A 24619-nucleotide genomic window follows, 5' to 3' on the forward strand; every position below is an offset into this window, starting at 1 on the left:
ACTTTAATTATAATTTATTTCAAGAATGTGTCCATAAAACTATACTAGCATCATATAAAATTCTATTCAAAATAAATTTACCTACTATAAAATATTTGTGTTGCTTTAAATATACCACCTATAAGTATTTACTAATTTAAAGAAGCATACATTTCTGCTGCTGTATAAAGGTAGTAAGAAAGTCCAGTTAATTGATTTTCAAGCATGCTCCTATGAAAATCATCATCTAAAAAGAACTTTGTTTGAGCTACAAATGATTTTGCATCCACCCTATGACCATGATCATTTAAAAATTCAATATGATTTTTTAATGTCTCCTGTACACTTGTATCATTAGCCTTTACACCATTTTTTAGAGCATCTTTTATATAGTTCATAAACTGCTGTGCTTCCATAGCTGCCTCATTCATATTATTAACTTGAGCTTCATCCACCTCAGGCATATCATATCCATACTTACCTTTAAGGTAGTTTTTCTGATTTGAAAGTGCATCCTTCCATTCCTCTTTATTGAATCCATTAAACATTGCTGACTTATCCATAATTTCTCCTCTCTTACCAAGGACAATTGATTCATTTATAGTCTTTAGCAAACCATCAGTCCTCTGCTTGCGCGCAATTAGCAGTTCCTGTTGTTTAGCTAAACACTCTAACCGATTTGGCTCGTCCTCAAGTGCTTTTTTAATATCACTAAGAGAAAAATCAAGCTCACGATAAAATAATATTTGCTGAAGTCGCTCAAGTTCTTTTTCACCATAAAGACGGTAGCCGGCTTCATTTACCTCATGTGGAAATAGTAATCCTATTTTATGATAATGATGTAGTGCTTTTACAGTAACTCCCGTAAATTTTGCAACTTCTTTAACCGTGTATAGCATAATTCTTCACCTCGTTTATAATAATAAGACCTCCTGTAAGGTGAGGGTCAAGATTATTTCTAAGCTTTTATTTATTAATATATAATTTTCAATGCTACAAATAATTTGTGATACATTTTACTAATGAAATATTATTCAATTATTAAGATGATTCTTTTGATTTATTGCATCAACACTATATCTCACGCAGATATGTAAATAACTATAAGTTCTCTTTATTCTATAAACCAATTTGCTCAATCCAATTTTTAACCTGTTGTTCACTAAAATTACTCATAGCTTCAAACCCAGGAAGTATTGTTGATTTCGGGCATTCTTTTGCAATATTAATTTGAATTTGCCCAAAACCTCCCCCACCATGAGTGCAAAAGGGAATAACAGTCTTTCCCTGCAAATCCACGTTTCTTAAAAAACTTAGTATTGGTGGAGCAAACGATTTAAACCAATTGGGAGTACCTAAAAAAATGTAATCGTAAGACTTGACTGGTTCTTCTCCAGACAATAATTTGGGGCAATATCCATTTTCAATTTCATTCCTTACTTCCTTTGCTGCTGTATTATAATTGAAAGCGTAGGACTTTTCAGGAACTAACTCCCTGATATCTCCTCCCGTTTGTTTTGCTATTTCTTCTGCTAACATTCTTGTTGTATTTGAAAAAGAATAAAATACTACTAATATTTTGCTCATTTTTACCTCCGTAAAGCCTCTAAGCCTTTATACGATATTTTTTATATTTCCCTCAATATTTTCACATAATTCAAGAAGATTTTGCAACTTATCTATATACTTTATCTAGCATATACACATTACTATTTTATGTATTTCAGCATTGCATTTTATTTCATATCAAATTACATTATTACTCCATGTTTTTTGCTAATACAGAAAGTTTACTCAATGGTCAAATCTGCATATTATACAATTAAAAATGTCACACTTTTACCTCTGATTAGTGTGACATTTCAATAAATCTATATCTTATCTATTTAAATTGAAAATGCTCATAATTAAAATTTATAATATTAAAATCACTATCTTTAAACTGCTTTTTTAAATTTTCTCTCATTGGGGCTGGACCGCAAAAATAAACATCAATCCTATCTTTTGTATTCACAAATTTAGATATTTCGTTTACTGATAAAAATCCCTTTTCTTTTGAATTAAATAAGTGCACTCTTAAATTATTACTGTTTAATAGTTGCAATTCTTCTTTATATGCTCCCTCAGCTTCATTATTGTATGCATAAAAAAGATCTACCGAAAATTCTTCCCCTACACCTGATTGAGCAAAGCTCCTAAAAGGTGTTATTCCAATTCCTCCTGCAATCCATATTTGATTCTTGACACCAGTTTTATAATTAAATTTACCATGAGGTCCTGAGACAACAAATTCATCTCCAACCTTAAGTGTATTTAACAAATCCGTTGTATGATCTCCTAATGCTTTAATAGTGAATTGTAATTCTCTGCTCTTAGGTGCATCACTTATTGTAAGTGGATGTGAAACGAATCCATTTTCATTATCTAAAATTTTCAAAAAGGCAAATTGTCCTGGTTTGAATTTTATTTCTTTTCCAGTAGAATCACCTGTAATCTCAAAGGTTCCATTAGCTACAATATCTAGTTTTTTTACTATATATTTATACTTAAACGAAATTTTTTCATAAAGGAATACGCTATAAATTGCAGATATTATACCTATTATGTTTATAAGATTTAGCCATATACAGAAAGGTTCCAATGAAAAGACAGCATAAGTTGCACTTCCATAATAGTGATAAATTCCAAATGCATAAGGAATAATCATAAATTTATGAATTGTTTTCCACTTCTCATAATTTAATTTTTTAGCCACAAGGGCGATTAATATAAGTATTATAAATATATACATACTAAAAGTCCCATACATAGCATAAGGATCTTTAGGAATTTTTATTCCATTCGCCCTTTCAATTTTTTTCCCCATACTTATTGTTATATTATGAATAACAACCAAAATTAACGCACAAATACTTAAATACTTATGATAAATATATGATTTATCTAGTCCGTCAAATAAGCTATCTAAAATTCTGTGTCTAGTTGAAATGAAATTAATAAATGCAAATGCTACCAATGCAAATGCAGCTATTAACTGAGAATATCCACTCATTGTAGATATTTCTCTTATAGGTTCAACAAATAACCATAATACCCATGTTATTATCATACTCATAAATATAACTAATTTTCCTGATATACTTCTCCTCATCCTCATCATCCTTTCATAACTCTATATATTTATACAAGTTCATTTCTGATAAAGCAAAGTTTTATTCTTGAATAAGAAGAATAAACTCCAATTGTAAATGTTATATAGATAATATAATTTATTGTAATTACTGCATTATGAGCCCCAATATATCCATATATACATACAATGCCTGGAATTACTAGAAATGTAGCCGAGACTAATCTACCTGCTCTATCGAAAATAAAAGACTTGTCCGACTTTTTAATATTTTTGATATACTTTGATGTTATTATAAATTCAATGAATTTCAAGCATACGAATCCCAAATACCATATGGGCAAAATTTTTATGTTTATTAACGCTATATATGAAATCAGAATATAAAACAAATCTGAAAATACATCTAGTTTGGCTCCTATTATCGAAGTTGAATTAGTTTTTCTTGCAATTTTCCCATCTAACAAATCTGAAATACATATTGATAAAAATAAAACGCTCAAATTCACATTTCTTTCCTTAGCATATATAAATTGCTCGATTATATTTTGAACAAATAATACTGATAGTATTATTCTTGTTATTGTAATTAAATTAGGTACATATCTGACTATAATCTTCAAAGAACCCCTCCCAATTCTTCCTTGTTTTAATAAATCATTTTAAGATAATTAAACAAAAACCTCTAATTTTCTCCTATATATTACAAGTTTACAACAAAAACACCTATATTTCTATAGGTGTTCTTAGAATTTACATTTCAGGTTTAATTTATATAATTTTCCTCATTTAGCATTCGCTATTTTTTAAATTTCTCATGTTTTATCCTCATAAAAAGTATGCCACTTTAGTTTCAAATATTATATTGTTTAGGCAAATATATTTTTACTTAAATAATTTTCCTCTCATATGAAAATATAATTCCGGAGTATCTTCTGTAATAACTTTAAATTCATATCCTTTAGATTTATAGTATTTTATTATTTGTGGAAGAGCCTTGCATGTGTTCTTATGCATGTCTGTACAATGCAAAAGTAATATTATGTTTTGGCGATTTTCACTTCCTTTTATTGCTTTTCTATATAAAGTATCTGGTGAGAGCTTTGAATTTAATCCATCCGTATTATCTAAATCCCAATCATATATTTTAAATCCTTCATCATGCAGTTTTTTTAAGTATTTTTTGTTCAATCTTTTGTTACTTCCGCATGGAAATCTAATTATATTAGGTGAAATTCCAATAGCCTTATTTATTTCATCACGACATTTAATCATTTCTTTTATAAATGCGTCTTCACTGCTATAAATTTTCCTTATTTTATGGGTATATGTATGAAGTCCTATTCCGTTTCCTTCATCATAAATTCTTTTTACCACATCTTCTTTTCCTTCAATTTGATTTCCGATTAGAAAAAAAGTTGCATGCACTTTATTTTCCTTTAATACGTCCAAAACATCATTTGTTACTTTGCTACTAGGTCCGTCATCAAAAGTTAAATAAATTGTTTTTTTCTTATGCTCACATATTTTTTCATTTAAAGTAACATCTTCATTGAATACTAAATCACATAAATCAGAATTAATATTTATATTGTTTATAAATATAGTTAGAATAAAAAATATACTTGCCAAAAAAAATAAGATATGTTTTGATTTAATTCTCAATTTGTTTTCCTCCTTTGTAACTTGCCTCATAAATCTAAAGCTTATTTCACTTTATTATTAGCTTCTTGAATCTTTTTATTTATAGCAATTTTATACATATGTTAATTCTTATATAAATTTATTTAAATAAAAAGATTCTTTGCTTAGAAGCAGCTATAAATCAAAGCTATAGTAGATTTTCATTACATCGGAGAATTAATTTTCAAATAACTTAATTCATTCTTTATAAAATTGTAGAGACTTGAAAAGAGGAAGCATTAAGCCATATAAGGCAATAATACGAACCAAATATAAAACAGCCCACAGACGTTACTGTATTTAAATATGAAAACTCAAAGAGCTAAAGTGATATGTTAGTCTTAAACGACAGATCTATTATTGTATATATACTTGGACATCATTCTAATAACAATTATATATATTCATTTTTTCTCTGATTCTATATCAATGCCTGCTAATTTCATCAAGTATATAGCATTTCTTGTAGGTGAGATTCCTTCCTTCAGCTTATAATCAAAGTGAATTTCATTATCTGTATAATATTCAGAAAAATGATAGTTTTTAATCTTTGAATTCTTATGATTCTCCATTTTTCCTAATTCTAAATCATGAGTAGATACAAATCCTAAATTTCCAGTTCTGCATAATTGTTTTATTAAAATTGCTGCTCCAGCAAGCCTATCTTTTGAATTAGTTCCTTTAAAAATTTCATCCAATAAAAATAAAACTTGCTTGCCTTCTTTTGAAGCTTTAACAATATTCTTAATTTTTAGTATCTCAGCATAAAATGAAGATATACTTTGTCCTAGATTATCGCTTATCTTCATGCAGGTATATAGATCCATAATATTACAATAAAATTGATCTGCGCATACTGGAGCACCAGCATATGCTAATACAATATTAATACCAACAGTCCTCATAAATGTACTTTTACCAGACATATTAGAACCTGTTATAAGTATAACTTGATATGGATCTTCTACAATTAAGTTATTGCATACACGTTTATCCCCTAAAAGAGGATGGCCAATATTTTTAGCTAGAATCTTTGATGATCCATTTATAATTTTGGGCATGCTCCAATAAGGATTATCATATTTAATGCCAGCAATACTGCTTAGCGCTTCTAACTCTCCTATTATATCTAGCCACTTTTGAAAATCATCCCCTGATTTTATCCTCCACAATTCAAGTGAAATAGACAGATGATATTCTATCATAAGAATTGGATTTAAAATAAGATATATAATATTACGTCTATTAGCTATTAATTCGCAGATTTTAGAAAATGAGTCAATTTGCTTAGATGCACTTTCTCCATCAGTATTATAAAGTTTTTCACATAAATTCATAATATGCTTTGAATTAAATTTATGCCCTTCTATACACTTAATCATATTTTTATATGTTACTATGCTATTTTTATATTTCTCAGCAATAATTAAATTTTTTCTTCTATCATCTTTTTTTATCATTAAAATGACACATTGAATAAAAATCAAAAAAGTAGGAATGTAAAATGGAACTAAATTAAATATTTTTGGCACAAATATATGAATATCTAACAGAAACGTTAGTAAAAAATCCATTATTTTAAGTATCAATGTTAAGGTAGTTATTGTAGTTATTATTGAAAGAATCCTTAATCCCCAAATCACTTCTTTTTTTATTACATAGTTACTTCTTTCTTTCATCCATAAAAAAAGTTCATCTGGATTTTGTTTATTGTTTGAAATTATTTCTCCCTCTACCTCAAGCCTTTGCCTAAAATTTATTTTTGGGGCCAGTTCTTTGACGGCAGATTGCCTGTTGTATATATTTTGCTCATTTCTAGTTTTTTCTGTTAAGATTTCTTTGAGTTTTTGTCTTCCAATATAAGTATGCGATGCATTCATCCATTGGAATAATGACCCTTTCCCAAAAACATCAAGATCGTATGAATAATTATGGTTTTTATCTATAAAATCTTCACCAGTATCCTCAAAAGATTTCCACTCCCCAGTTAATCTTTTTATAGATGTATCATTTACATCATATAATGCATTGATATACAGCTTCTTATTTTTAATTACTTGATACAAAGCACCTAAATAACAAAATAAAAGAACTGTTATTAAAATTCCAAAATAAAATAAGTAACAGTTGTTCTTTATATATGATATTATTAAAATTGCAAATCCAAGTAGAAACATACAAAATCGTAATATACTTATATTATTAAGATTCTTTTGCTGCCTTTTGAGTAATAGAAAATATCGAGATTTTCTTTTTTCATATTTTTCTTTTTGTGATATCACTCCTACTCCCCCTTTAGGATTAAACACTTTTTAATGACTATTCTTCTTTAATAATTTTGATATGCTTCTTCATATTGAATTAATTGGGTATAGAATTTAACAATCTATCTTCTTTTTCTAGTAAATTGTATTTTCTTGAAAACAGCGGCGCATCTATTTGATTATTTTTACCGCAGTCATATACATTCTTGCATACATATAATAAATCATTTATATTATTATGAAGTGTCATAATTCTACGAGTTAGCTGATTATTTTTAAACATTCTTTTCATAACTATTCCTGCTAATTTTGAAGGCATTTTATAAGCAAATAATTCATTATTATAATTCTTTAGATTTACATTTCTAGATGAAATTATTTTTACAGTTTCCCTTATAGTTAATATTGTTTCTGATAAAATTTTAGAGGAATCCATCAACTTTTCTGCTGCCTCAGTTGTGTTTTTTATATCCCCATATTCTCCAGCGTTTGTTATAACAGCTGCATTTATCGCCATGTGAATCCAAATCCATTCAAGCATATCAAAAGGTATTTCAGCTTTAATATGACAATCAGATAATAATTCCAATAACTTATCATAATTTTTAATATTTGTTTTTTCTTTGCTTTCAAGCATAATATGATCAAATATACAGCAATTTAGTTCATGATCACTTATATTCCCTCCTGCTACTGGATAACCAAGTATGTACTCCCATCCTTTAAATAAATTTTCAATATAATTTTTATCTTCCCATATTCCATTGAAAATTATCAAAGTACCATTAATGTCATTCTCTTTTAATGTTCTTATTACTCCTTCAATTTTTCCAGCTGGAACACTTACTAATATAAAATCATAAGAACTGTTTTTATTTGGGATATGGATCTTATAATTATCATTTTTTTCTTCGCCTTTATTGTTAAATCTTCCATCTAATAACTTGACATTTATATTTTCAGGTACAAATGCTTTTTTGCTGTCTCTTATTAAATGCTCTACCTTGTGTCCCTCTTTTTGAAAAACATATCCATAAGTTGTCCCAATTACTCCAAGCCCGATTATTAAAACTTTCATTTTCACACCTCTAAATCTCCATTTATCTTCCAATTAATTGTAACATATTTTGTAAATACTATCCTGTTGTGTTTTGAAAAAATATTATTTCAATTCCATAAAGCCTTATGAAATTACATATTCAGCGTTCAATAAATCTATAATTTACTGTACAAAAAAAATCGCAAATTCAATTTTCTTGAATAATGCGATTTTAGAATCATTGCATTACTTTTGATAACTAATTTCTATTTTGTCAAATCATAACTTAAGCTAATTAAATTATATATTTCCTCCTTGGAAAAATCGCTATCCAAAACGATTGTGATCCAGTATTTTTTGTTCATGTGGTATGCGGGTAAAATCCCTTCTTGGCTTTTTAATAAGCTATTTAGGACTGGGTCACACTTTAAGTTTAATATCTCAGCATTTCCTTTTCCACTTAGGCCTAATTTAATTCTTGGTATATTCATAATTAACCCATACCATTTGCCATTCACTTCATGTCTAAGTACAGCATACTCTGGATATTTAGGCCAAGGATAATCAGGATCAGTATTAAATTTTTCTTTTGCATAAGCAAGAATTTCTTTTCTTTCTACCATAAAAATTCCTCCTAAAACACATACCTATTTAACTTTAAATCTTTCTATATCTTTTAATCCCTGATAAACCTCTCCTCTTGAAAAATTGCTTTGTTTCAATAGATTATCACTCTTTTTAAGGAGCGAATTATAAAAGTCAATTGCAATTTCATAAACTTCTTGTGAATTATTTTTTTCTAGTTCATCAAAGATTAAATCTTCCGCTTTATTATAATCCCCTTCATGAACAACTTTGGTAAGAATTATTTTAAATATATCTATAGAACTCATTTGCTCTATATTAATTTTCTCACTATTTTCTTCTTTTTTATTACAAATAATCTTTCCAATGGATTTCCCAAGTTCCTTAATAAGTTTTTCGATATCCATATATTTTACCTTCATTCAATATTAAGTGCAGTATCATATAAGAACTCAAATATATATTTTATTCAAATCCTAAAAAAGTATCACTTAAATATCCTTATATTTATTTTCTATTTTCTTTTTTGTATTCTTTGATACCTGTCCTAGTAATGTTAAAACAATAAATCCAAGAATGAAAATTCCACCAAAGAATCCCCCAATTATAATAGGGGTTATCACTTTGATTCCTGCCCTTGTATAAATTATAATTGCAAACAATAACGTAGCTACAACTGAGCATATCATACTATAAATTAAATTACTTTTTACAGAAGGTTCATTGTTATTGTAGCTCCATAGACCACTTTTTAAACAACTCCAAATCGTCGAAATGCCTCCACATGCAAGTATGACTGTTTCACCAACAACTTCCTTAAAAGCAGCTTTCATAAATAACATTTGTATTATAATCACTATCACTGACACACTAAACATAATTCGAAATGCAATATGCTCACATTTATAAAATTCTTGCTCTTGACGCTCATCAATTTTTTATTCATTATCATCATCCTCCCAAAAAATATCATTTAATGTTTTCCCAAGTGCTTTACAAATAGCGATGCATAATTGCAATGATGGATTAAATTTTCCAGCTTCTATCATCCCTATTGTTTGCCTTGTTACGCCTACTCTATCTGCTAACTGTTCTTGAGATAAGTCCATCGAGACCCTTGCTGATTTCATTTTAAGATTTTTCATCTGCATTCCTCCTTATATTATTGTTGTAACATATACAATTCATAATGTCAAATATATATTGCATTATAATTAGTATATAATACAATAATTCACTAATGAGATTGATCGAAAAACAAGGAACTTAATTGTAAAGCGAAATGCTATCTTATAAGTCTAAATGCAGTTTTCTAAATTAAAATCCACCTGTAATACAAAGAAAATACAGCCTTACTCATTTGAATAATACAATGTTAAAAACAGCTATGCTTTCCACAAGACAATGGATATATTTAGGAATACTCTTTTTGATTTTTAGTATTGTGTACAAAAAATATCGCAAATTCAGATGAATAATACGATATTTCAATCTGCTATTTATTTTTACTAATTCACATAAGTACGAGGTTTGTGATCGAATAGCTTAATAAGTATTTACAATTCGTTTTACACTTTTCTCTACTATCGCCACCATATCACTTTCAGCACCGAGACTGAAGTTAAAAATAACACCTTGTCCTCCACCAGAACCAATTGCAGAAATAAAAATGTTACTACCATTGCCTACTACTGTAAGGCTTAAGCTTGCTCTATTGCCATTTCTCATAAAATATTTATCATATACCCTAACTGCTACATTGGTATCTCCAGAAGTGTAGTTGCTTTTATCTACTAAATTCATAGTCATTCCACTGCCAGCAATATCGTTTTCTAAACTATAAAGTACTTTCTCAAATTGACCGCTAATAGTATTTTCATACTTTGCCATAATGAATCCTCCATAATATTTAGTTTCCTATTTTACTATCACAATCAATTATAGCATATTTTGTAAACATCGCATTATTCAATTTTCAAAGAGTACTTTTTTAATTTACTGTCTCAAATCTACATATTACTCAATTACAATATTTTATTAACTTTCATTATCTACTAGAAATATTGTAAACAATCTTTCTCATAATATTTAATAAATTTTCTCTTTCTTCATAAGTATCTAAAGAAATCATTACTTTTCCATAAATCTCTTCTTCAAATTTTATATGCTCCTCTTGCGCTTTTTTCCCTTCTTCCGTAAGCTCTAGTTTATAAGATCTTCTATCTCTTTTACTAATAGATCTACTTATAAGATTACGCTTTTCTAATCTATCGATCATGTTAGTCAATGTACTTTTAGGAATATTCAATATTTCTAAAATATCTCTAATAATAACTTCTTCTTTCTCGGAAATAATTCTAATTATGGATATTTCATTATCACTAAGTCCTTTTATTCTAGTATACTTAGCTTCAATATCTTTATAGCTTGATTCAAATAACATACGATGCCATAATATATTAAATTCATCTATTTGCTTTTTACATTCTTTATCCATATTGTCACTCCAATCTATTAATGATTATTTTCTTATCTTAGCGCTAATTGCAAAACTCTTATAATTAATCTTTTTAAAATCAAATGGCTCAAATCCGTATTTTACTAAAAGTGCCTTAACTTCTTTTTCAGAATATATTTTATAATCACCACTATTAGATATTTTACAATATAAATTTATAAATTGTCTACAAATTACTGGTGCCGTTGGATCCCCTATAATTAATAATCCACAATTCTTTAATACTCTCTTCATCTCTAATAAAACTTTTTCTGGATTTGGATAATGATGAAATGATGCATTACATACAATTACATCAAAAGAATTATCTTCCCAAGGCATATATTCTGAATCACCAACTTTCAATTCAGCTTTATCCCCAAGATTTTTCTTAGCTATCGCAATCATATTTTCTGATATATCTAATCCATATAAACCAAACTTATAGTTTGTGCTAAGTTTTATCAATACATTACCGGTCCCACATCCAACATCTAATATTTTTTTAGGATTTTCGCTTATTACCCTACTAACAATTTCCTCATACATTGGAGCTACAAACTTGCCATCACTGCTTTCATCATAAACTTCAGCAGTGCTATTAAAGTTTATTTTCGAATTTTCCTTAAAAATGTTTTTATTATTACCTTCCACATAAATCACTCCCCATAATAATAGTTCAATCTTAGTATAGTTCCATATACGTACTATAATTAAATACTACCACTATTAAAAGTAAAATTCAACCATTTTTTATATATTTTTCTGAAAATACAGATATATTTATATATATTGCAATTTACAATATATATTTCACAATTTACAATTGCCTCTAAAATTCTTGCAATATTTTTAGAATTATTTTTGTAACGTATTATATAAGAACTTTATTAATTTTTTAGTTAAATTTCATTACTTTTCCTGCATATTACTAGAGCAATAATTTGCCTTGTATTAGTTATAAAAAAAATCACTAGAAATTATCTAGTGATTTTTTGATTATATAAAATATTGTATTAAATTGTACTTAATATTTTCATTTAATAATGCACGATATATTAAATAATACAGTAACAGAAAGTTTATTATACTATTTTAAATATTCAGTAACAAAATCAGTAAAAAGAATACCTTCTAAATGGTCAATTTCATGACAAAAACATTTTGCTAAATCTCCTGTACCCGTTAGTATTATTTCTTTACCATTTTCATCTAATGCTTGAACTGTCACTTTTTCTGGCCTTAATAATTTTCCAAATACATGTGGATTACTTAAACATCCTTCTATAACTTCTTGGCTACCCTCTTGTTTAATTATTATTGGGTTGACTAATTTTATTAGTCCTTGTCCCATATCTATTACAACTAACCTTTTAAGTATTCCTATCTGCGGTGCCGCTAATCCCCCACCATTTTCTGTATTATACATTGTCTCCACCATATCATCTAGAATTTGTCTAATCTTTTCATCTACCACTTCAACTTCTCTACTTTTCTTTCTTAAAACTTCATCACCAAATAATCTAATTTTCCTTAATGCCATTTAAACTACACCTCTACTTAATTGCGCTCTTGATTTTCTTTCACTTTGTTCGAAAAGAAAAACTTCCTCTATTGCACAATGAAATATTTGAGAAATATCATAAGCTAGCCATATAGATGGCTCATATTTTTCTGTTTCAATAGAATTTATTGCCTGCCTTGATACTCCTACAAGAGCTCCCAATTGTTCCTGTGTTAATCCAATAGCTTCACGAAATTTTCTTAGTTTATTCTTCATTAACAATCACTCCTGTCATGTTTACCTTACATAAAAGTATATTCCAATTCAAATTTCATGTCAAGTTAACATTACATGATGTGTGTCTTTAATTTCCAACTTTTCAAATTCAGTACTATTCGTCATACTATCCAAGTGGTATTGTACTATAAATTTATTAAGCTAGATTTTCTCCATCCTTAAATGTTCTTAAAGATAACTCATCAAACATTGCTAAATCAGGATTATGACTAGTTCCGCAATAGTGAATGCTATCCTCTAACTTCCAGCCTAATTCTTCTAGAAAACTGTTCCATAGAATATGCTTTAACAATTCTAAACGGAAAATGGAAACTATTAACAATTTGGATTATGTCTCAAAACGGAATTCTTCGCTTTAATGAACTACAACGAAAAGTTGATGGCATATCCAGTCTTATGCTCTCAAAAAACTTAAAAGAACTTGAAGAAGATGCTCTGATTATTCGTCGTCAATACAATGAAATTCCACCAAGAGTAGAATATGAATTATCAGAACTTAGTCAAAAACTCATAGTTGCTTTACAACATCTTGGAGAATAGGGCGAAGAAGTTCATAAATATAAAGAAACATCTTTGTGATGAATAATCAAAAGTTTTCTTCAACCATGAATAATATACTTATACTACTTCATAGCTACATGCTTTTTTAAAATTGCGCAGAAAAAAATCGCATATTCATATTTTATTGAACAATGCGATCTTCTGCCTATTTTATACTATTAACTTATTGAATTTTCCTGATAAATTTTATGAAGGTTGTTAAATAATTTAATAAGATAATTGCTAAAATTATATGTATCTGAAGTAAATGCTATAATCATCTTTACCATACTACCTTTGACATATCCACTAGCTCTTTGGAGTTTGAGGTAATCTCTTCTAAAGTAGCCGTTATCTCTTCAGTAGCTGCTGCTTGTGATTCTGCTATCATGTTTGTATTGCTAATCTCCTTAATAACTTCATCAATAGAATTTCTCATTTCAAGAAGCAATTGTGATACTTTTTTTGACGATTCACTGCTCATCTGTGAAAGTTTTCTCATCTCACCTGCAACAACTGAAAACCCTCTTCCTGCCTCGCCTGCTCTTGCAGCTTCAATAGCTGCATTTAAAGCTAGAAGATTAGATTGAGAAGAAACACTGGCAATAAGATTTAATATTGTATCCGTTTCTTTTATTTTTTCTTCTGTTTTTTGTGTTGCATTTACAATACTATTCATTGAAGATGAAAGTCTTTGAGAATCAGTAGCCACTTCCTCAATACTTGAGCTTGTCTGTTGCAGTGAACTAAAAATGTTCTCTGCTACTTCTTCTACTTTAAACTGTTTATTTAAGCTTTTCCCTATTGCAACTCCACCAATAATATTTCCACTTGAATCCTTAATAGGGTAAGAAATCCCCTTAAATGATACTCCAAATAATTCTTTTGGCACTATCACACTTAGTACCTTACCTCCTTTTATACTTTTATATAATGGTTCCTCAGGATTTAACTCTTGTCCAACTTTGATAGGTAAGTTAATGGAATCACCATCACGATAATATATAAATTTCTTAGTATCTGCTACAGCAACTGCTATATCGTCTTGTAATATTTCCTTTAATTCAGGAATAACCTCCAAAAATGCCTCAAGTCTATTTTCCATATATATACCCTCCAATAAATTCAATCTATAATAGGTATATATTCGATAAATCTTTCTATATTCCTTGTTTTTTTGCGTTTATTTTAGAAATATATTATTTTATTTTTTAGTATTATTCAATTTTAAGTTAATAATTCTTTTAATAAAATTATATAACATTTTAAATATAAAAATACCGTACATTCAACTGAATAATACGGTACTTAAAATCTTATATTTACTTCTCTTTATTGCAGTTCAAATTCTGCAGTTACATGGGAATAACCCTTTGAGTTTTCAATTTCTGCTAATATTCTATATTTTCCTGCTGTAAGCTTGTTAAAGTCTTTCAGTGTACTTAATCTACAAATATCCATACCTGTTCCTTTTGCTGGCAAAATTGCTTCTAAATCATTAAAAGCAGTATGTTTTGCAAACTCTAAATTATGCCATTCATTATTTTCAAACTTATCTATTTTATAATATTCTCCACCATGTCCACTTTCTAAATCCGTATTATTTGTTATATCAACCCTGATCTCTTCTGTACCGACAGGATACACACTTTTTTCAGTCTTCATAGTAATATCTTGTAATTGTGATTTACCTTTAGTTGTATCTAAAGTTCCATCTGCCCCCAAATAATATCCGTCGACAGTTTCATTCTTTGCGAGAACCCCTTCAAAGCTAAAGTAATAATACTTTCCATTAACTAATTTCCATCCCCTAGATACACTATTTTCCTTATACAATGTATTTCTCACTTCTACAGGATAACCATCTATTCTTAAAGTATTTTTAAATTCATCCATATCAAAACTTTTATCCTTGTTAGTTGTAACATTATTGGGCGCAGCCTGAATCCACGCCCCATCAGATCCTATTGTATATCCATCAATGGTTGTATCATGTACCATATATCCATCTTGTTTAAAATAATACCACTTTCCATCAATCTCTTTCCAACCTACTGACCATGAACTTCCTTCTGTATTCCACCAACCGTTTGAATCCTGTTTCCATTCTGCATTCGCTCCACTTGAATTAAATACATATGCAACACTTGCTACTAATAGAGCCACTATCACTCTTAGTTTTTTTACTTTTTTCATGATTTCTCCTCCAATTATATCCAATTCCACTTTCACTCACATAATACAAATATTTCATATTTTTTCGGTACTATTATATCAAATTTCAAGCAATACATTCTTGTTTATTAATACTCCAAACCTACAGATTACGATATTAATGTGCATAAAGTTAAGATAACTTTGATACAAAGTAAGTATTCTTTATTTCATGTTACTTTAAAATTTCTCATAAATATGCTTTCCTATTACCTTCAAATGATTTAAATATTGATCCAACTATATTATTTAAATCAAAATAACCTGTATCCATTAATATTCTTGGTTTAACTTTTAGGGCATTTGGTCTTCCATTTTCCAAACACTCTTCCTCTGCATATGTCGCCACAATCTCACCATGAAACATTGTAAAATCAAATATGGGAATAGTTTGTATTACTTTACACAACTAATTTGCTGATTTCTTGCCATTAATCAAAAAGTGTAAAGACAAGCTTGCTACCGCTAACTTATATTTATTTTCATATGTAATAGAATTAGTATCCTTCATAAAATTCTTAACATCTTCTAAGCTGATACCTGCATACATAGCTAAAGTATCGTATCTAATTCCAACGTCAATTATCAATACATCTATTATTCCTTTGACTCTGTCATCTTCATTTATACTACGTATCCCTTCAGATAGAATATAAATCTTATTTGATAATGATGAAGGCTCAGGACACTTTGAATTCCACACAAATTCTTTATTGTTTTTAATAGAGTCCATTGCATTAGCATAAAACTCATGCAAATTTCTTTTTCCATCCATATAATCTTTTAGCCAGTTATAATCCACATTTATCATTCTACTCAAAACTTCAAGTTCAATTTTATAATCTCCAATCAATTTTTTTATACTTTCTCTTGTTTTGTCTATAGGATTTGAATCTCCATTTATTAATTCCATATTTCCCCACCTCATTCGTATAATATATTTTAATATTTTCTTAAATAAATATTTGTAAAAATTAGTTATTCAACACTCTAAGTTAATACTAATCAATTTTACAACAATGCCCTTCAATTCTCTTATAAGGTATTAATATATCTTCAGTCTGAACTCTATTTAGAAAATCTTTTAAACTTTCTTGATTATCGTCAGGCGCAAAATATTTTTTCCCCATCCATTGTATTATCCAACCAGTAATTCCTGCTGGAATAATATTGTTGAACTCTCTATAACCTATCCCTGAATTATTGAGAGTATAATTAAAATTCAATGTTTTCTGTAATATATTTTTGTTGTCGCAAAGCTCAGTAATTTTTACTCTATAGAGCTTTACTTGTTTTAAAAATGTCATTATTGATTTATCCCCTTCCCTCAGTTGTTGATATTCTGCTACTATAAATATAAATTATTGCATGCATTATAAATATTATATTGCTCAATTTGTTCCACTATACAAATTTTAACACAAACACAAAATGTTACATAATAAAGAGATAATATAATTATTCATTAATCTAGCGCTTTTTCATAAAGTATTCTCTTACAAAGTCAGGAAAGTGTATAGCTATATTATATGACAGCGGAACGGCAACCTTATAGCGAGGTTTAAGCCTCCTTTTGGAAATTATATTAACAATAGTTTTCGCTGCTTCTTTAGGATCAGTTAAATTTTGATTATTTCGATATTTAGCATCTGCTTCATAAAAAGTTGAATAATAAGAATCTTGATTAGTCATAAGATTATTTGAATTATTAATCATAGTTTTAAAGAAATTTGTTTTTATTGGTCCAGGCTCTATTACAGTTGCTTGAATATTATAGTTGTGCAGTTCTAAACGCAATGTATCATTTATTGCCTCAACTGCATATTTAGATGCACAATATACACCATTAATAGGTTGAACAAATTTCCCCGAAATTGAGCCAATATTTATAATTTTGCCAAATTGTTTCTTACGCATTTCCGGAACAACTGCCTGAATCATATTAATTATTCCAAATACATTTACATCAAACATGCTTTTTGCACTATTTATATTGATTTCCTCTAAAGCACCTCTAGTTGAGTATCCCGCATTATTTACAAGAATATCAATTTTCTTAAATCGTGCTATCACTTCCTTCATCGCAACTGAAATAGATTCTTTTTGGGTAACATCTAGCGATAGCTTTAATGATACAGGTAAATCTTTTAAAGATTCTACCTTTCTAGCTGTTGCCACAACTATATATCCTCTCTCAGATAATATGCTGCAAAGTTCTCGTCCTATCCCCGTTGAGCATCCTGTAATTAAAACAACTGTTTCGTTTTTCATAAAAATTAACCCCCATTAATAAAATTTATATACATCATAAATCACATGGAGGTTAGCTGCATTATCATTTGTTAATATTAAAATTTTTTCTTAATCTACTAAGTGACACAGGGGTTATTCCTAAATAAGAAGCAATATGATATTGTTTAATACGCTTTTCTAATCCTGGATATGCATTAAGGAACTGCTTATAACGTTCAATGCTATCTAATACTTTAAAACTAATTGCATGCTCTTCTTTCATAATAAGAACACTATCAATCATCTTTTTGTAAAACAAAAGTAGCTCATAGTTTTCCTCAACTATTTTTTCAAAATCAGAAATTTGAGCTACAATAATTTCGCTATCTTCTAATGCTTGTATATAATACATAGATTCCTTTTGCGATAGATGTGCTACATATGAGAATAGTACCCCACCCTCTTTGTAAAAATATTTTGTTGTATCTTTACCTGTTTTATCAATATAATAAGAACGAAAAACTCCCTTAACAACAACTCCTATTTCAGTAGACTTCTCACCTTCCTGTAAAAAGAACGTATCTTTTTTTAACAGCTTTGGCTTAAAAATCTTCTTTAATAAAGTTATGTTTTTTTCACTAAGGAAAATCTCATTATTTTTCAAAATATCTATCCATAAATCATCGTATACATTTGTACTCATTCAAAGCCTCGTTCCTTTGGTTAGAATTAATTCTAATTACCTACTATTTCATGTGTCTTGTATTAGTTTTAATCATTTAATAATAATTCTGATTTAAATATTATAACGGCGTTTCCTGAAACTTTGGCCTCTATTGGTTCATTGTCTTCTATCTTTACCTCAACTTCGATAATACCAGGCCTATTTATAGCCTCTCCTTGCTTAGCTTTAAATCTAAATGAAGAATTATTATGATTAACAAGATTATGGTGAACAAGATATGCACCTAATGGACCATTTGCATTACCAGTAACAGGATCTTCATTGATACCTATTGAAGGTGCAAACATTCTTCCATGTATTAAAATATCACTTTCTTTTGAATCAGTAGTAAAAATATAATATCCATTACATTTAATTACCTCGCTTAACTTAGAAAGTGCACTATAATCTGGCTGCAATATATTTAATGTTTCAATACTTTTAATACCTATCATAACTTTAGAATGACCTGTTGACACTATCTGAATTTTATAATCATCAAGTAAATCACTTTCTTTAATTTTAAGTGCTTTTAAAAGTTCTTCTTTATTTATACCATCAATAATTTCACCAAACTCAATTTTTCCCTGTATCATAATAATTTTGTAATCATTATTTTCTTTTATTATATCAACAGGTAAAATTCCTGCTCCTGTCTTATGATAAATCCTTGAAGTTTCCAGTTCATTTTCGATAGCACGTACATAATGAGCTGCAATAGTCGCATGTCCACAAATAGGAACTTCGCTTATAGGTGTGAAAAAGCGCACTTGGACATCATATTCATTACTATTTGAAGAGAAAATAAATGCTGTCTCAGAATTGTTAAGCTCTCTAGCAATTTTCTGCATTTCATAATCAGTTAATCCATCTGCATTCGATATCACCCCTGCTGGATTTCCTGTAAATTTTTCCTTTGTAAATGAATCAACTTGATATAAATTATATTTTCTTGCCATGTTACCTCCAAATATACTTTAATTTATAGGCTAAAACCATTTGTTTAATTCATGGGAATTAATACCTATCTGTAATATAATTAATTATAGTTTTACTTTAATTCACTTACAAGTGCACATTTAAAAGTGGGATTTATATTTGTTTGAAATATATACTCCATTTCAACTTTTGTTATAATAAGAATCTGGAAAATTTATACTTCAAAATGTAGTTATTATTTATTATGTATGTATTTATTATAATTGTTGTTTACAATAATGAATTTAGCTGAAAGAGGGATGTTATTTGAGAGAACATTATATTGACAATATACGAACCTTTGGAATTTTATTGCTATTCCCATTTCATACCTCTCGTATATTTAACTCATTTGAAAACTTTTATGTGGTTGGAAAACCAAGCATTATTTGTGATAATTTTATAAGAATCTCCTCAGATTGGTTTATGCCATTACTGTTTGCTATTGCAGGAATTAGTGCCTCATTAGCTATGGAGAAACATTCAATTAAGCAGTTTATTAAAGAACGTTTTTTTAAGCTCTATATACCATTTATGTTTGGAGTTATTTTAACAGTTCCTATCCAAACATTTTTTGCAGAGAAACAACATAATGGGTATACAGGAAGTTATTTTAATCAATACGTATTATTTTTTACTAAGAAAACTGACTTAACTGGATATACTGGCGGTTTTACTCCTGCGCATTTATGGTTTCTGCTCTTTTTGTTTGTTATTTCATTGGTATCATTACCTCTAATAATTCTCTACAAAAAATCCAATAAAAAAATCAATGAAAGCAAACTTAATTTATGGACAATAATACCATTATTCTTATTTAACTTTCTTTTAAGCATTATTAAAATTGGTGGACAAGGTTTTGGCGAATATCTATCATTGTTCCTACTAGGTTCCCTAATTTTAAGCACCAATGGAGCTATAAAGCTACTAGAAAACAAACGCTTAATTTTAACTACTTTTGCAATTATACTTTCTATAATACGTATGGTTATGATTTATACTGTAGATTTTGAGAATGTTTCATTTGAAATTAAATTTCTATGTTCAGCATTTAATCATTTAACCACATGGACTATAATTTTAGCCATTTTAGGCTTAGGAAAATGCTATTTTGATTTTTCTAATAGAATTTTAGATTACTTTTCTAAGTCATCTTTTACTATTTACATTTTTCATCAAACTTGGTTAGTAGCAATTGGTTATTATGTTATAAGATTTTTTAGCAATAGATTAGTACAATTTAGTATTATTATGATTTCAACCTTTATAGCAAGTGTTTTCACCTATAAAATTGTACGTTCAGTCCCAATTGCAAGATTTATGTTCGGATTGAAAAAATAATTATCATTAACTTTCTTCTTATACAAAATAATGATGATAATTAGTATTTTTCGAGTTTCTACATATCACTTCTATGATATTAGCAACATAAAATAAAGAAAAATACGTTTTTTAACAAAGGAGAAAGAAAATGAGATTAAATGGATTAACAGGAAGGGTAATAACACCCTCAGATAAAGAGTATCCAACTTTGAGACTTGAATATAATCTATCTATTAATAAATTTCCATTAGCTATCGTTTATTGTTATACACCAACGGATGTATCCAACTCTATTAAATGGTGTAGAAAACATCATGTGGGGCTTCGCATTCGTACAGGTAAGCATAATTATGAAGGATATTCAACAGATAATGGCGTAATAGTAATAGATACAACTCTTATGGACAAGATTGAAGTTAATACTAAAAATGATACTGTAAAAATTCAAGCTGGCGCAAGACTTGGAGATATATACTCAGTAACTTCTGAAAAAGGATATGCCTTTAATGGCGGAACTTGCCCAACAGTTGGAATTTCTGGTTTGGTACTAGGTGGTGGAATAGGTTTATCCTGTAGAAATTTTGGCTTAGTATCGGACAATCTTATAGAGCTGCAATTGGTTAATGCCAAAGGTGATCTAATAACTGCCAATAATCATATAAATCCTGATTTATTCTGGGCCTGTCGAGGCGCAGGTGGAGGAAACTTTGGAGTTGTAACTAGCTATACTTTTAGACTTCATAAGGTAAATTATATTACTCTTATACAGCTTAAGTGGAATAATATTTCCAGGGAAAACTTTATTAAACTATGGCAATGCTGGCTGAAAACTGCAGACAAGAGGATTAGTTGTTTTGCTGGTTTAAGTAAAAAAGGCATATATTTAAATGGATTTTTCTATGGACCTAAGTCTGAAGCTGAAAAGATTTTAAAAGAATTTTTACTGCTCCCAGGTTTACTAGATAGCTCTTTAATAGAATATGTACCTTTTATAGATGCCGTTAAAGCTATTGGTGCTTTTTATGGGCCTCCTGATAGATTTAAAGCTACTGGAAGGTTCGTTTATTGTCACTTAAGTAAAACAAATATCAAAAACTTAATTAAGTATATAGATTGTAGCCCAGGAGATGGTTGTTTTATCAGACTTTATACTTTAGGCGGTAAGATAAAAGATTTCTCCAGTGATTATTCAGCTTACTACTATAGAGATGCCAGCTATATTATGGGAATAACAGCAGATTGGGAAGAATATGAAGATGGCAATGTATTTAAAAACTGGGTATCACAAGTTTTCAAATATGTGGAAACCATAACAAATGGCTCTTATGTGAACTTCCCTTATGCTCAGCTTAAATATTATGGCTATGAATACTATGGTGAGAATTATGGAACCCTTAGAATAATAAAAAAGATTTATGATCCCGAAAATGTTTTTAGATTCCCACAATCAATAGAACCTTAAAACCATTCAAAAAAATAATCTGCTGATTTCATTATTATAACCAGCAGATTATTCTTTAAAAGTTTATGATTATTTTAGATATTATCATATTCGACAATCTATTTTGCCGCTCTCTTGTAGTTAACAAACATACAATATATCTGAATCTAAATTATATTTTTTTCAACTACTTATGATAAGGTTTGCCGTATCAGTAGAAAGTGACATTAATTTTACAAGAATTTATACTCTATAAATCTCCATTAATTATAACCTTCCCCTCAGATTCTTCTGATGTAGGTTTTATTACATAGCAAATGATAATCATCGCTATAAATGCAGAGATTCCATTTACAAAACCAAGTCCAGCATATCCAAATTTATTAATTGCATCCCCGCCAACAATAACTCCAATTGTAGTCCCAATATACATAAAAGAACTATTTAAACTCATCACAGTTCCACGTAATGATGGTACAAGTTCACTTATTATTGAATTAAGAGAAGCTAATGAAGCACCTGCACTCACTAACCATACGAAAATACAAGGAATTGCAAAATTGATATTAGTCGAGGTATATGGCAAAGCAGAAAGAGCTATTGCTAAAATTGTTAAACCTGTAATAACTACTCGCCCTTTACCAAAATAGTCACCTAATAATCCACCTGAAAGATTCCCTATCAGATTTCCAAATCCAACCACAACAATAATGGTACCTATCGCACTAACGCTCATATTAAATGAATTAGAAAGCCATGCTCCTAGGAAAGAATACATTCCAAAGCTTGCAAACATCATAAAGAAAGTAACAAGTAATCCGGATACAGCTCTTTTATTTGTTACAACAAGCTTTAAAGAGTAAATAGGATTTGAAGGTGCCGCAGGCTTAGTTACTTGTGCAGTAGTATTTTTAATTACAGGGAATGCAAACATTATTAATAAAGTAATAACGACACCTAAGATACCAAGTGCATAGAAAGAAAAACGCCATCCAGCAGCACCAGCTGCAAAAGCACCAAGTGGAACTCCCAGAATTTGGCTAATCGAAAGTGCGGCTGTTACCACTCCAACAACACGTCCACGTTTTTCAAAAGGAACAAGGTCTCCTATTGATGCCCAAACCTGTGGTGAAGTTGCTGCTGCAATACCTGATAAAGCCCTAAAGACAAATAAAGACCAAAAATTCCAAGCAAATCCGCATAACAATGTAAAAACAGTAAAAGCCAATATTCCCCATTTAAGCATTGCTCTTCTTCCTACTTTATCTGATAATGGACCAAAAGCGAAACCACAGATTGCATAAGGAAGAGAGTATGCAATTACTAAAAGTCCAGATTGAGATACTGTAACATTAAAATCTCTGCTTAAAGTTGGTATTAGTGGAGAAACCAAAAATGTATCAGCGCCGATTAAAAAAATAATCATAAATAGAATGAGAATAATTCCATTTAAATTTCTCACATTTTCTTTATTATTCATAATAAAATATCATCCTTTCAAAATCTTTTTACTTCATATATGAAATATCTTGTTAAAATGAAAACCTCATTGATATTGAGGCTACCTTTTATTAATAGAAATAAACTCTTTTGTATTTTCTATTACATACATTAAAGGAATACTTCATATATGAAATATTCCTTTAAAAGAAAAACCTTATTAATTAAGGTTATCTTCTATTTTTGCAAGTAACTTATATAATGTTTGCTGTTCTTCTTCACTTAAAACACCATACATATCCAATAAGAAATTTTGATACGCAATGTCCATTTTAGAACGCACCTGAATTCCTTTTTCAGTTATAGAAACCAATGTTTGGCGCTTATCAGAAGAATTTTTAAAGGTTACTACAAGTTCTTGTTTTTCCATTCTTCTTATTATTGTTGTCATATTACTTGCAGCACATTGTACTTTATCTGTTAATTCAGACATAGTAATTGTGCCTTCTAATGGTATATTTCTTAATACTCCAAATTGAACTCCTGTAGCTTCATATCCAGAAGTTGAATCAACAAAGTTATTAACAGAAACATCATTAATATGACGAATTTTCATGTAAATATTACGTAATAAACCTTTTGACATATTCTTACCCCTCAAATATTTCATATATGAACTATTTTTATAATAAGACTTATTTAATTCTTTGTCAATACTGTTATATTTATGTATACTATACAATTATTTA

28 protein-coding genes and 2 pseudogenes are annotated in these 24619 nt (G+C 28.8%); 3 read left to right on the forward strand and 27 right to left on the reverse strand.

Annotated features, from left to right (window positions below; genetic code table 11):
* Positions 1 to 131: 131 nt before the first annotated feature.
* The 17 genes and pseudogenes from T483_RS0100105 to T483_RS0100185 form a co-directional block, all read right to left on the reverse strand.
* Positions 132 to 878, reverse strand: coding sequence for a MerR family transcriptional regulator (locus T483_RS0100105; protein ID WP_026884969.1), 747 nt, complete (start codon positions 876 to 878; stop codon positions 132 to 134).
* A 220-nt stretch (positions 879 to 1098) separates the two neighbouring features.
* Positions 1099 to 1566 carry a flavodoxin gene (locus T483_RS0100110; RefSeq protein ID WP_026884970.1) on the reverse strand — a complete coding sequence of 156 codons (468 nt, stop codon included), beginning with the start codon at positions 1564 to 1566 and terminating at the stop codon, positions 1099 to 1101.
* A gap of 295 nt (positions 1567 to 1861) precedes the next feature.
* Positions 1862 to 3130: a ferredoxin reductase family protein gene (locus T483_RS0100115; protein ID WP_026884971.1), complete on the reverse strand. Its 1269-nt coding sequence runs from the start codon at positions 3128 to 3130 to the stop codon at positions 1862 to 1864.
* 29 nt (positions 3131 to 3159) lie between these two features.
* On the reverse strand, positions 3160 to 3732 hold the full coding sequence (locus tag T483_RS0100120; RefSeq protein WP_026884972.1) for a CDP-alcohol phosphatidyltransferase family protein: 573 nt from the start codon (positions 3730 to 3732) through the stop codon (positions 3160 to 3162).
* A 262-nt stretch (positions 3733 to 3994) separates the two neighbouring features.
* The gene (locus T483_RS0100125) at positions 3995 to 4774 is read right to left on the reverse strand and encodes a polysaccharide deacetylase family protein (protein WP_026884973.1); all 780 of its coding nucleotides are present in this window, start codon (positions 4772 to 4774) and stop codon (positions 3995 to 3997) included.
* 422 nt (positions 4775 to 5196) lie between these two features.
* Positions 5197 to 7074: a MutS family DNA mismatch repair protein gene (locus T483_RS0100130; protein WP_026884974.1), complete on the reverse strand. Its 1878-nt coding sequence runs from the start codon at positions 7072 to 7074 to the stop codon at positions 5197 to 5199.
* Positions 7075 to 7153: 79 nt separating this feature from the next.
* Positions 7154 to 8134, reverse strand: coding sequence for a ketopantoate reductase family protein (locus T483_RS0100135; RefSeq protein WP_026884975.1), 981 nt, complete (start codon positions 8132 to 8134; stop codon positions 7154 to 7156).
* A gap of 227 nt (positions 8135 to 8361) precedes the next feature.
* On the reverse strand, positions 8362 to 8718 hold the full coding sequence (locus tag T483_RS0100140) for an MmcQ/YjbR family DNA-binding protein (protein WP_026884976.1): 357 nt from the start codon (positions 8716 to 8718) through the stop codon (positions 8362 to 8364).
* Between the two features lie 24 nt (positions 8719 to 8742).
* A complete protein-coding gene (locus T483_RS0100145) occupies positions 8743 to 9087 on the reverse strand; it encodes a DUF6483 family protein (protein WP_026884977.1) in 345 nt (114 codons plus the stop codon).
* Positions 9088 to 9171: 84 nt separating this feature from the next.
* Complete coding sequence (locus tag T483_RS0100150) at positions 9172 to 9615, reverse strand: DUF6773 family protein (RefSeq protein WP_026884978.1); 444 nt, start codon at positions 9613 to 9615, stop codon at positions 9172 to 9174.
* A 3-nt stretch (positions 9616 to 9618) separates the two neighbouring features.
* The gene (locus T483_RS0100155) at positions 9619 to 9825 is read right to left on the reverse strand and encodes a helix-turn-helix transcriptional regulator (RefSeq protein WP_026884979.1); all 207 of its coding nucleotides are present in this window, start codon (positions 9823 to 9825) and stop codon (positions 9619 to 9621) included.
* Between the two features lie 400 nt (positions 9826 to 10225).
* Entirely contained in the window at positions 10226 to 10570 is a 345-nt protein-coding gene (locus T483_RS0100160; protein WP_026884980.1) for a DUF6054 family protein, read from the reverse strand.
* A gap of 157 nt (positions 10571 to 10727) precedes the next feature.
* Complete coding sequence (locus T483_RS0100165; protein ID WP_026884981.1) at positions 10728 to 11177, reverse strand: MarR family winged helix-turn-helix transcriptional regulator; 450 nt, start codon at positions 11175 to 11177, stop codon at positions 10728 to 10730.
* A gap of 24 nt (positions 11178 to 11201) precedes the next feature.
* Positions 11202 to 11831, reverse strand: a complete 630-nt coding sequence (locus tag T483_RS0100170) for a class I SAM-dependent methyltransferase (RefSeq protein WP_026884982.1) — start codon at positions 11829 to 11831, stop codon at positions 11202 to 11204.
* 436 nt (positions 11832 to 12267) lie between these two features.
* Entirely contained in the window at positions 12268 to 12720 is a 453-nt protein-coding gene (def, locus tag T483_RS0100175; RefSeq protein ID WP_026884983.1) for a peptide deformylase, read from the reverse strand.
* Positions 12721 to 12957, reverse strand: a complete 237-nt coding sequence (locus T483_RS0100180; RefSeq protein WP_026884984.1) for a helix-turn-helix transcriptional regulator — start codon at positions 12955 to 12957, stop codon at positions 12721 to 12723.
* Positions 12958 to 13114: 157 nt separating this feature from the next.
* Positions 13115 to 13249, reverse strand: a pseudogene (locus tag T483_RS0100185) (flavodoxin family protein); the annotation flags it as partial.
* Between T483_RS0100185 and T483_RS28560 the strand changes: the two are divergent.
* Positions 13231 to 13518: a winged helix-turn-helix transcriptional regulator gene (locus T483_RS28560; protein ID WP_035789907.1), complete on the forward strand. Its 288-nt coding sequence runs from the start codon at positions 13231 to 13233 to the stop codon at positions 13516 to 13518. The pseudogene T483_RS0100185 and the gene T483_RS28560 overlap by 19 nt on opposite strands.
* A gap of 283 nt (positions 13519 to 13801) precedes the next feature.
* On the opposite strand, the gene T483_RS0100195 is transcribed toward T483_RS28560, so the two are convergent.
* The 8 genes and pseudogenes from T483_RS0100195 to T483_RS0100230 all read right to left on the reverse strand — a co-directional run bounded on the left by T483_RS0100195 (position 13802) and on the right by T483_RS0100230 (position 19647).
* Positions 13802 to 14623 carry a methyl-accepting chemotaxis protein gene (locus T483_RS0100195; protein WP_026884986.1) on the reverse strand — a complete coding sequence of 274 codons (822 nt, stop codon included), beginning with the start codon at positions 14621 to 14623 and terminating at the stop codon, positions 13802 to 13804.
* Positions 14624 to 14850: 227 nt separating this feature from the next.
* Positions 14851 to 15714, reverse strand: a complete 864-nt coding sequence (locus T483_RS0100200) for an immunoglobulin-like domain-containing protein (protein WP_026884987.1) — start codon at positions 15712 to 15714, stop codon at positions 14851 to 14853.
* Positions 15715 to 15922: 208 nt separating this feature from the next.
* Positions 15923 to 16141 (reverse strand): annotated as a pseudogene (locus T483_RS0100205) (flavin reductase family protein); the annotation flags it as partial.
* On the reverse strand, positions 16142 to 16645 hold the full coding sequence (locus T483_RS0100210) for an HTH domain-containing protein (protein WP_026884989.1): 504 nt from the start codon (positions 16643 to 16645) through the stop codon (positions 16142 to 16144).
* Between the two features lie 88 nt (positions 16646 to 16733).
* Positions 16734 to 17039, reverse strand: a complete 306-nt coding sequence (locus tag T483_RS0100215; protein ID WP_026884990.1) for a hypothetical protein — start codon at positions 17037 to 17039, stop codon at positions 16734 to 16736.
* A 163-nt stretch (positions 17040 to 17202) separates the two neighbouring features.
* On the reverse strand, positions 17203 to 18003 hold the full coding sequence (locus T483_RS0100220) for an SDR family oxidoreductase (protein WP_026884991.1): 801 nt from the start codon (positions 18001 to 18003) through the stop codon (positions 17203 to 17205).
* A gap of 64 nt (positions 18004 to 18067) precedes the next feature.
* Positions 18068 to 18667 carry a Crp/Fnr family transcriptional regulator gene (locus T483_RS0100225; RefSeq protein ID WP_026884992.1) on the reverse strand — a complete coding sequence of 200 codons (600 nt, stop codon included), beginning with the start codon at positions 18665 to 18667 and terminating at the stop codon, positions 18068 to 18070.
* Positions 18668 to 18735: 68 nt separating this feature from the next.
* Positions 18736 to 19647 (reverse strand): PhzF family isomerase, encoded by a 912-nt coding sequence (locus tag T483_RS0100230; RefSeq protein ID WP_026884993.1) that lies wholly within the window; start codon positions 19645 to 19647, stop codon positions 18736 to 18738.
* Between the two features lie 286 nt (positions 19648 to 19933).
* Here T483_RS0100230 and T483_RS30035 point away from each other — a divergent pair, with 286 nt between their 5' ends.
* The gene (locus T483_RS30035) at positions 19934 to 21007 is read left to right on the forward strand and encodes an acyltransferase family protein (protein WP_051560252.1); all 1074 of its coding nucleotides are present in this window, start codon (positions 19934 to 19936) and stop codon (positions 21005 to 21007) included.
* A gap of 130 nt (positions 21008 to 21137) precedes the next feature.
* Positions 21138 to 22451: an FAD-dependent oxidoreductase gene (locus T483_RS0100240; protein WP_026884994.1), complete on the forward strand. Its 1314-nt coding sequence runs from the start codon at positions 21138 to 21140 to the stop codon at positions 22449 to 22451.
* A 229-nt stretch (positions 22452 to 22680) separates the two neighbouring features.
* On the opposite strand, the gene T483_RS0100245 is transcribed toward T483_RS0100240, so the two are convergent.
* Positions 22681 to 23910: an MFS transporter gene (locus T483_RS0100245; RefSeq protein WP_035789910.1), complete on the reverse strand. Its 1230-nt coding sequence runs from the start codon at positions 23908 to 23910 to the stop codon at positions 22681 to 22683.
* Positions 23911 to 24090: 180 nt separating this feature from the next.
* Complete coding sequence (locus tag T483_RS28570; RefSeq protein WP_035789912.1) at positions 24091 to 24516, reverse strand: MarR family winged helix-turn-helix transcriptional regulator; 426 nt, start codon at positions 24514 to 24516, stop codon at positions 24091 to 24093.
* Between the last annotated feature and the right edge of the window lie 103 nt (positions 24517 to 24619).

It is taken from the genome of Clostridium beijerinckii HUN142, assembly GCF_000621745.1.
GTDB lineage: Bacteria > Bacillota > Clostridia > Clostridiales > Clostridiaceae > Clostridium > Clostridium beijerinckii_A.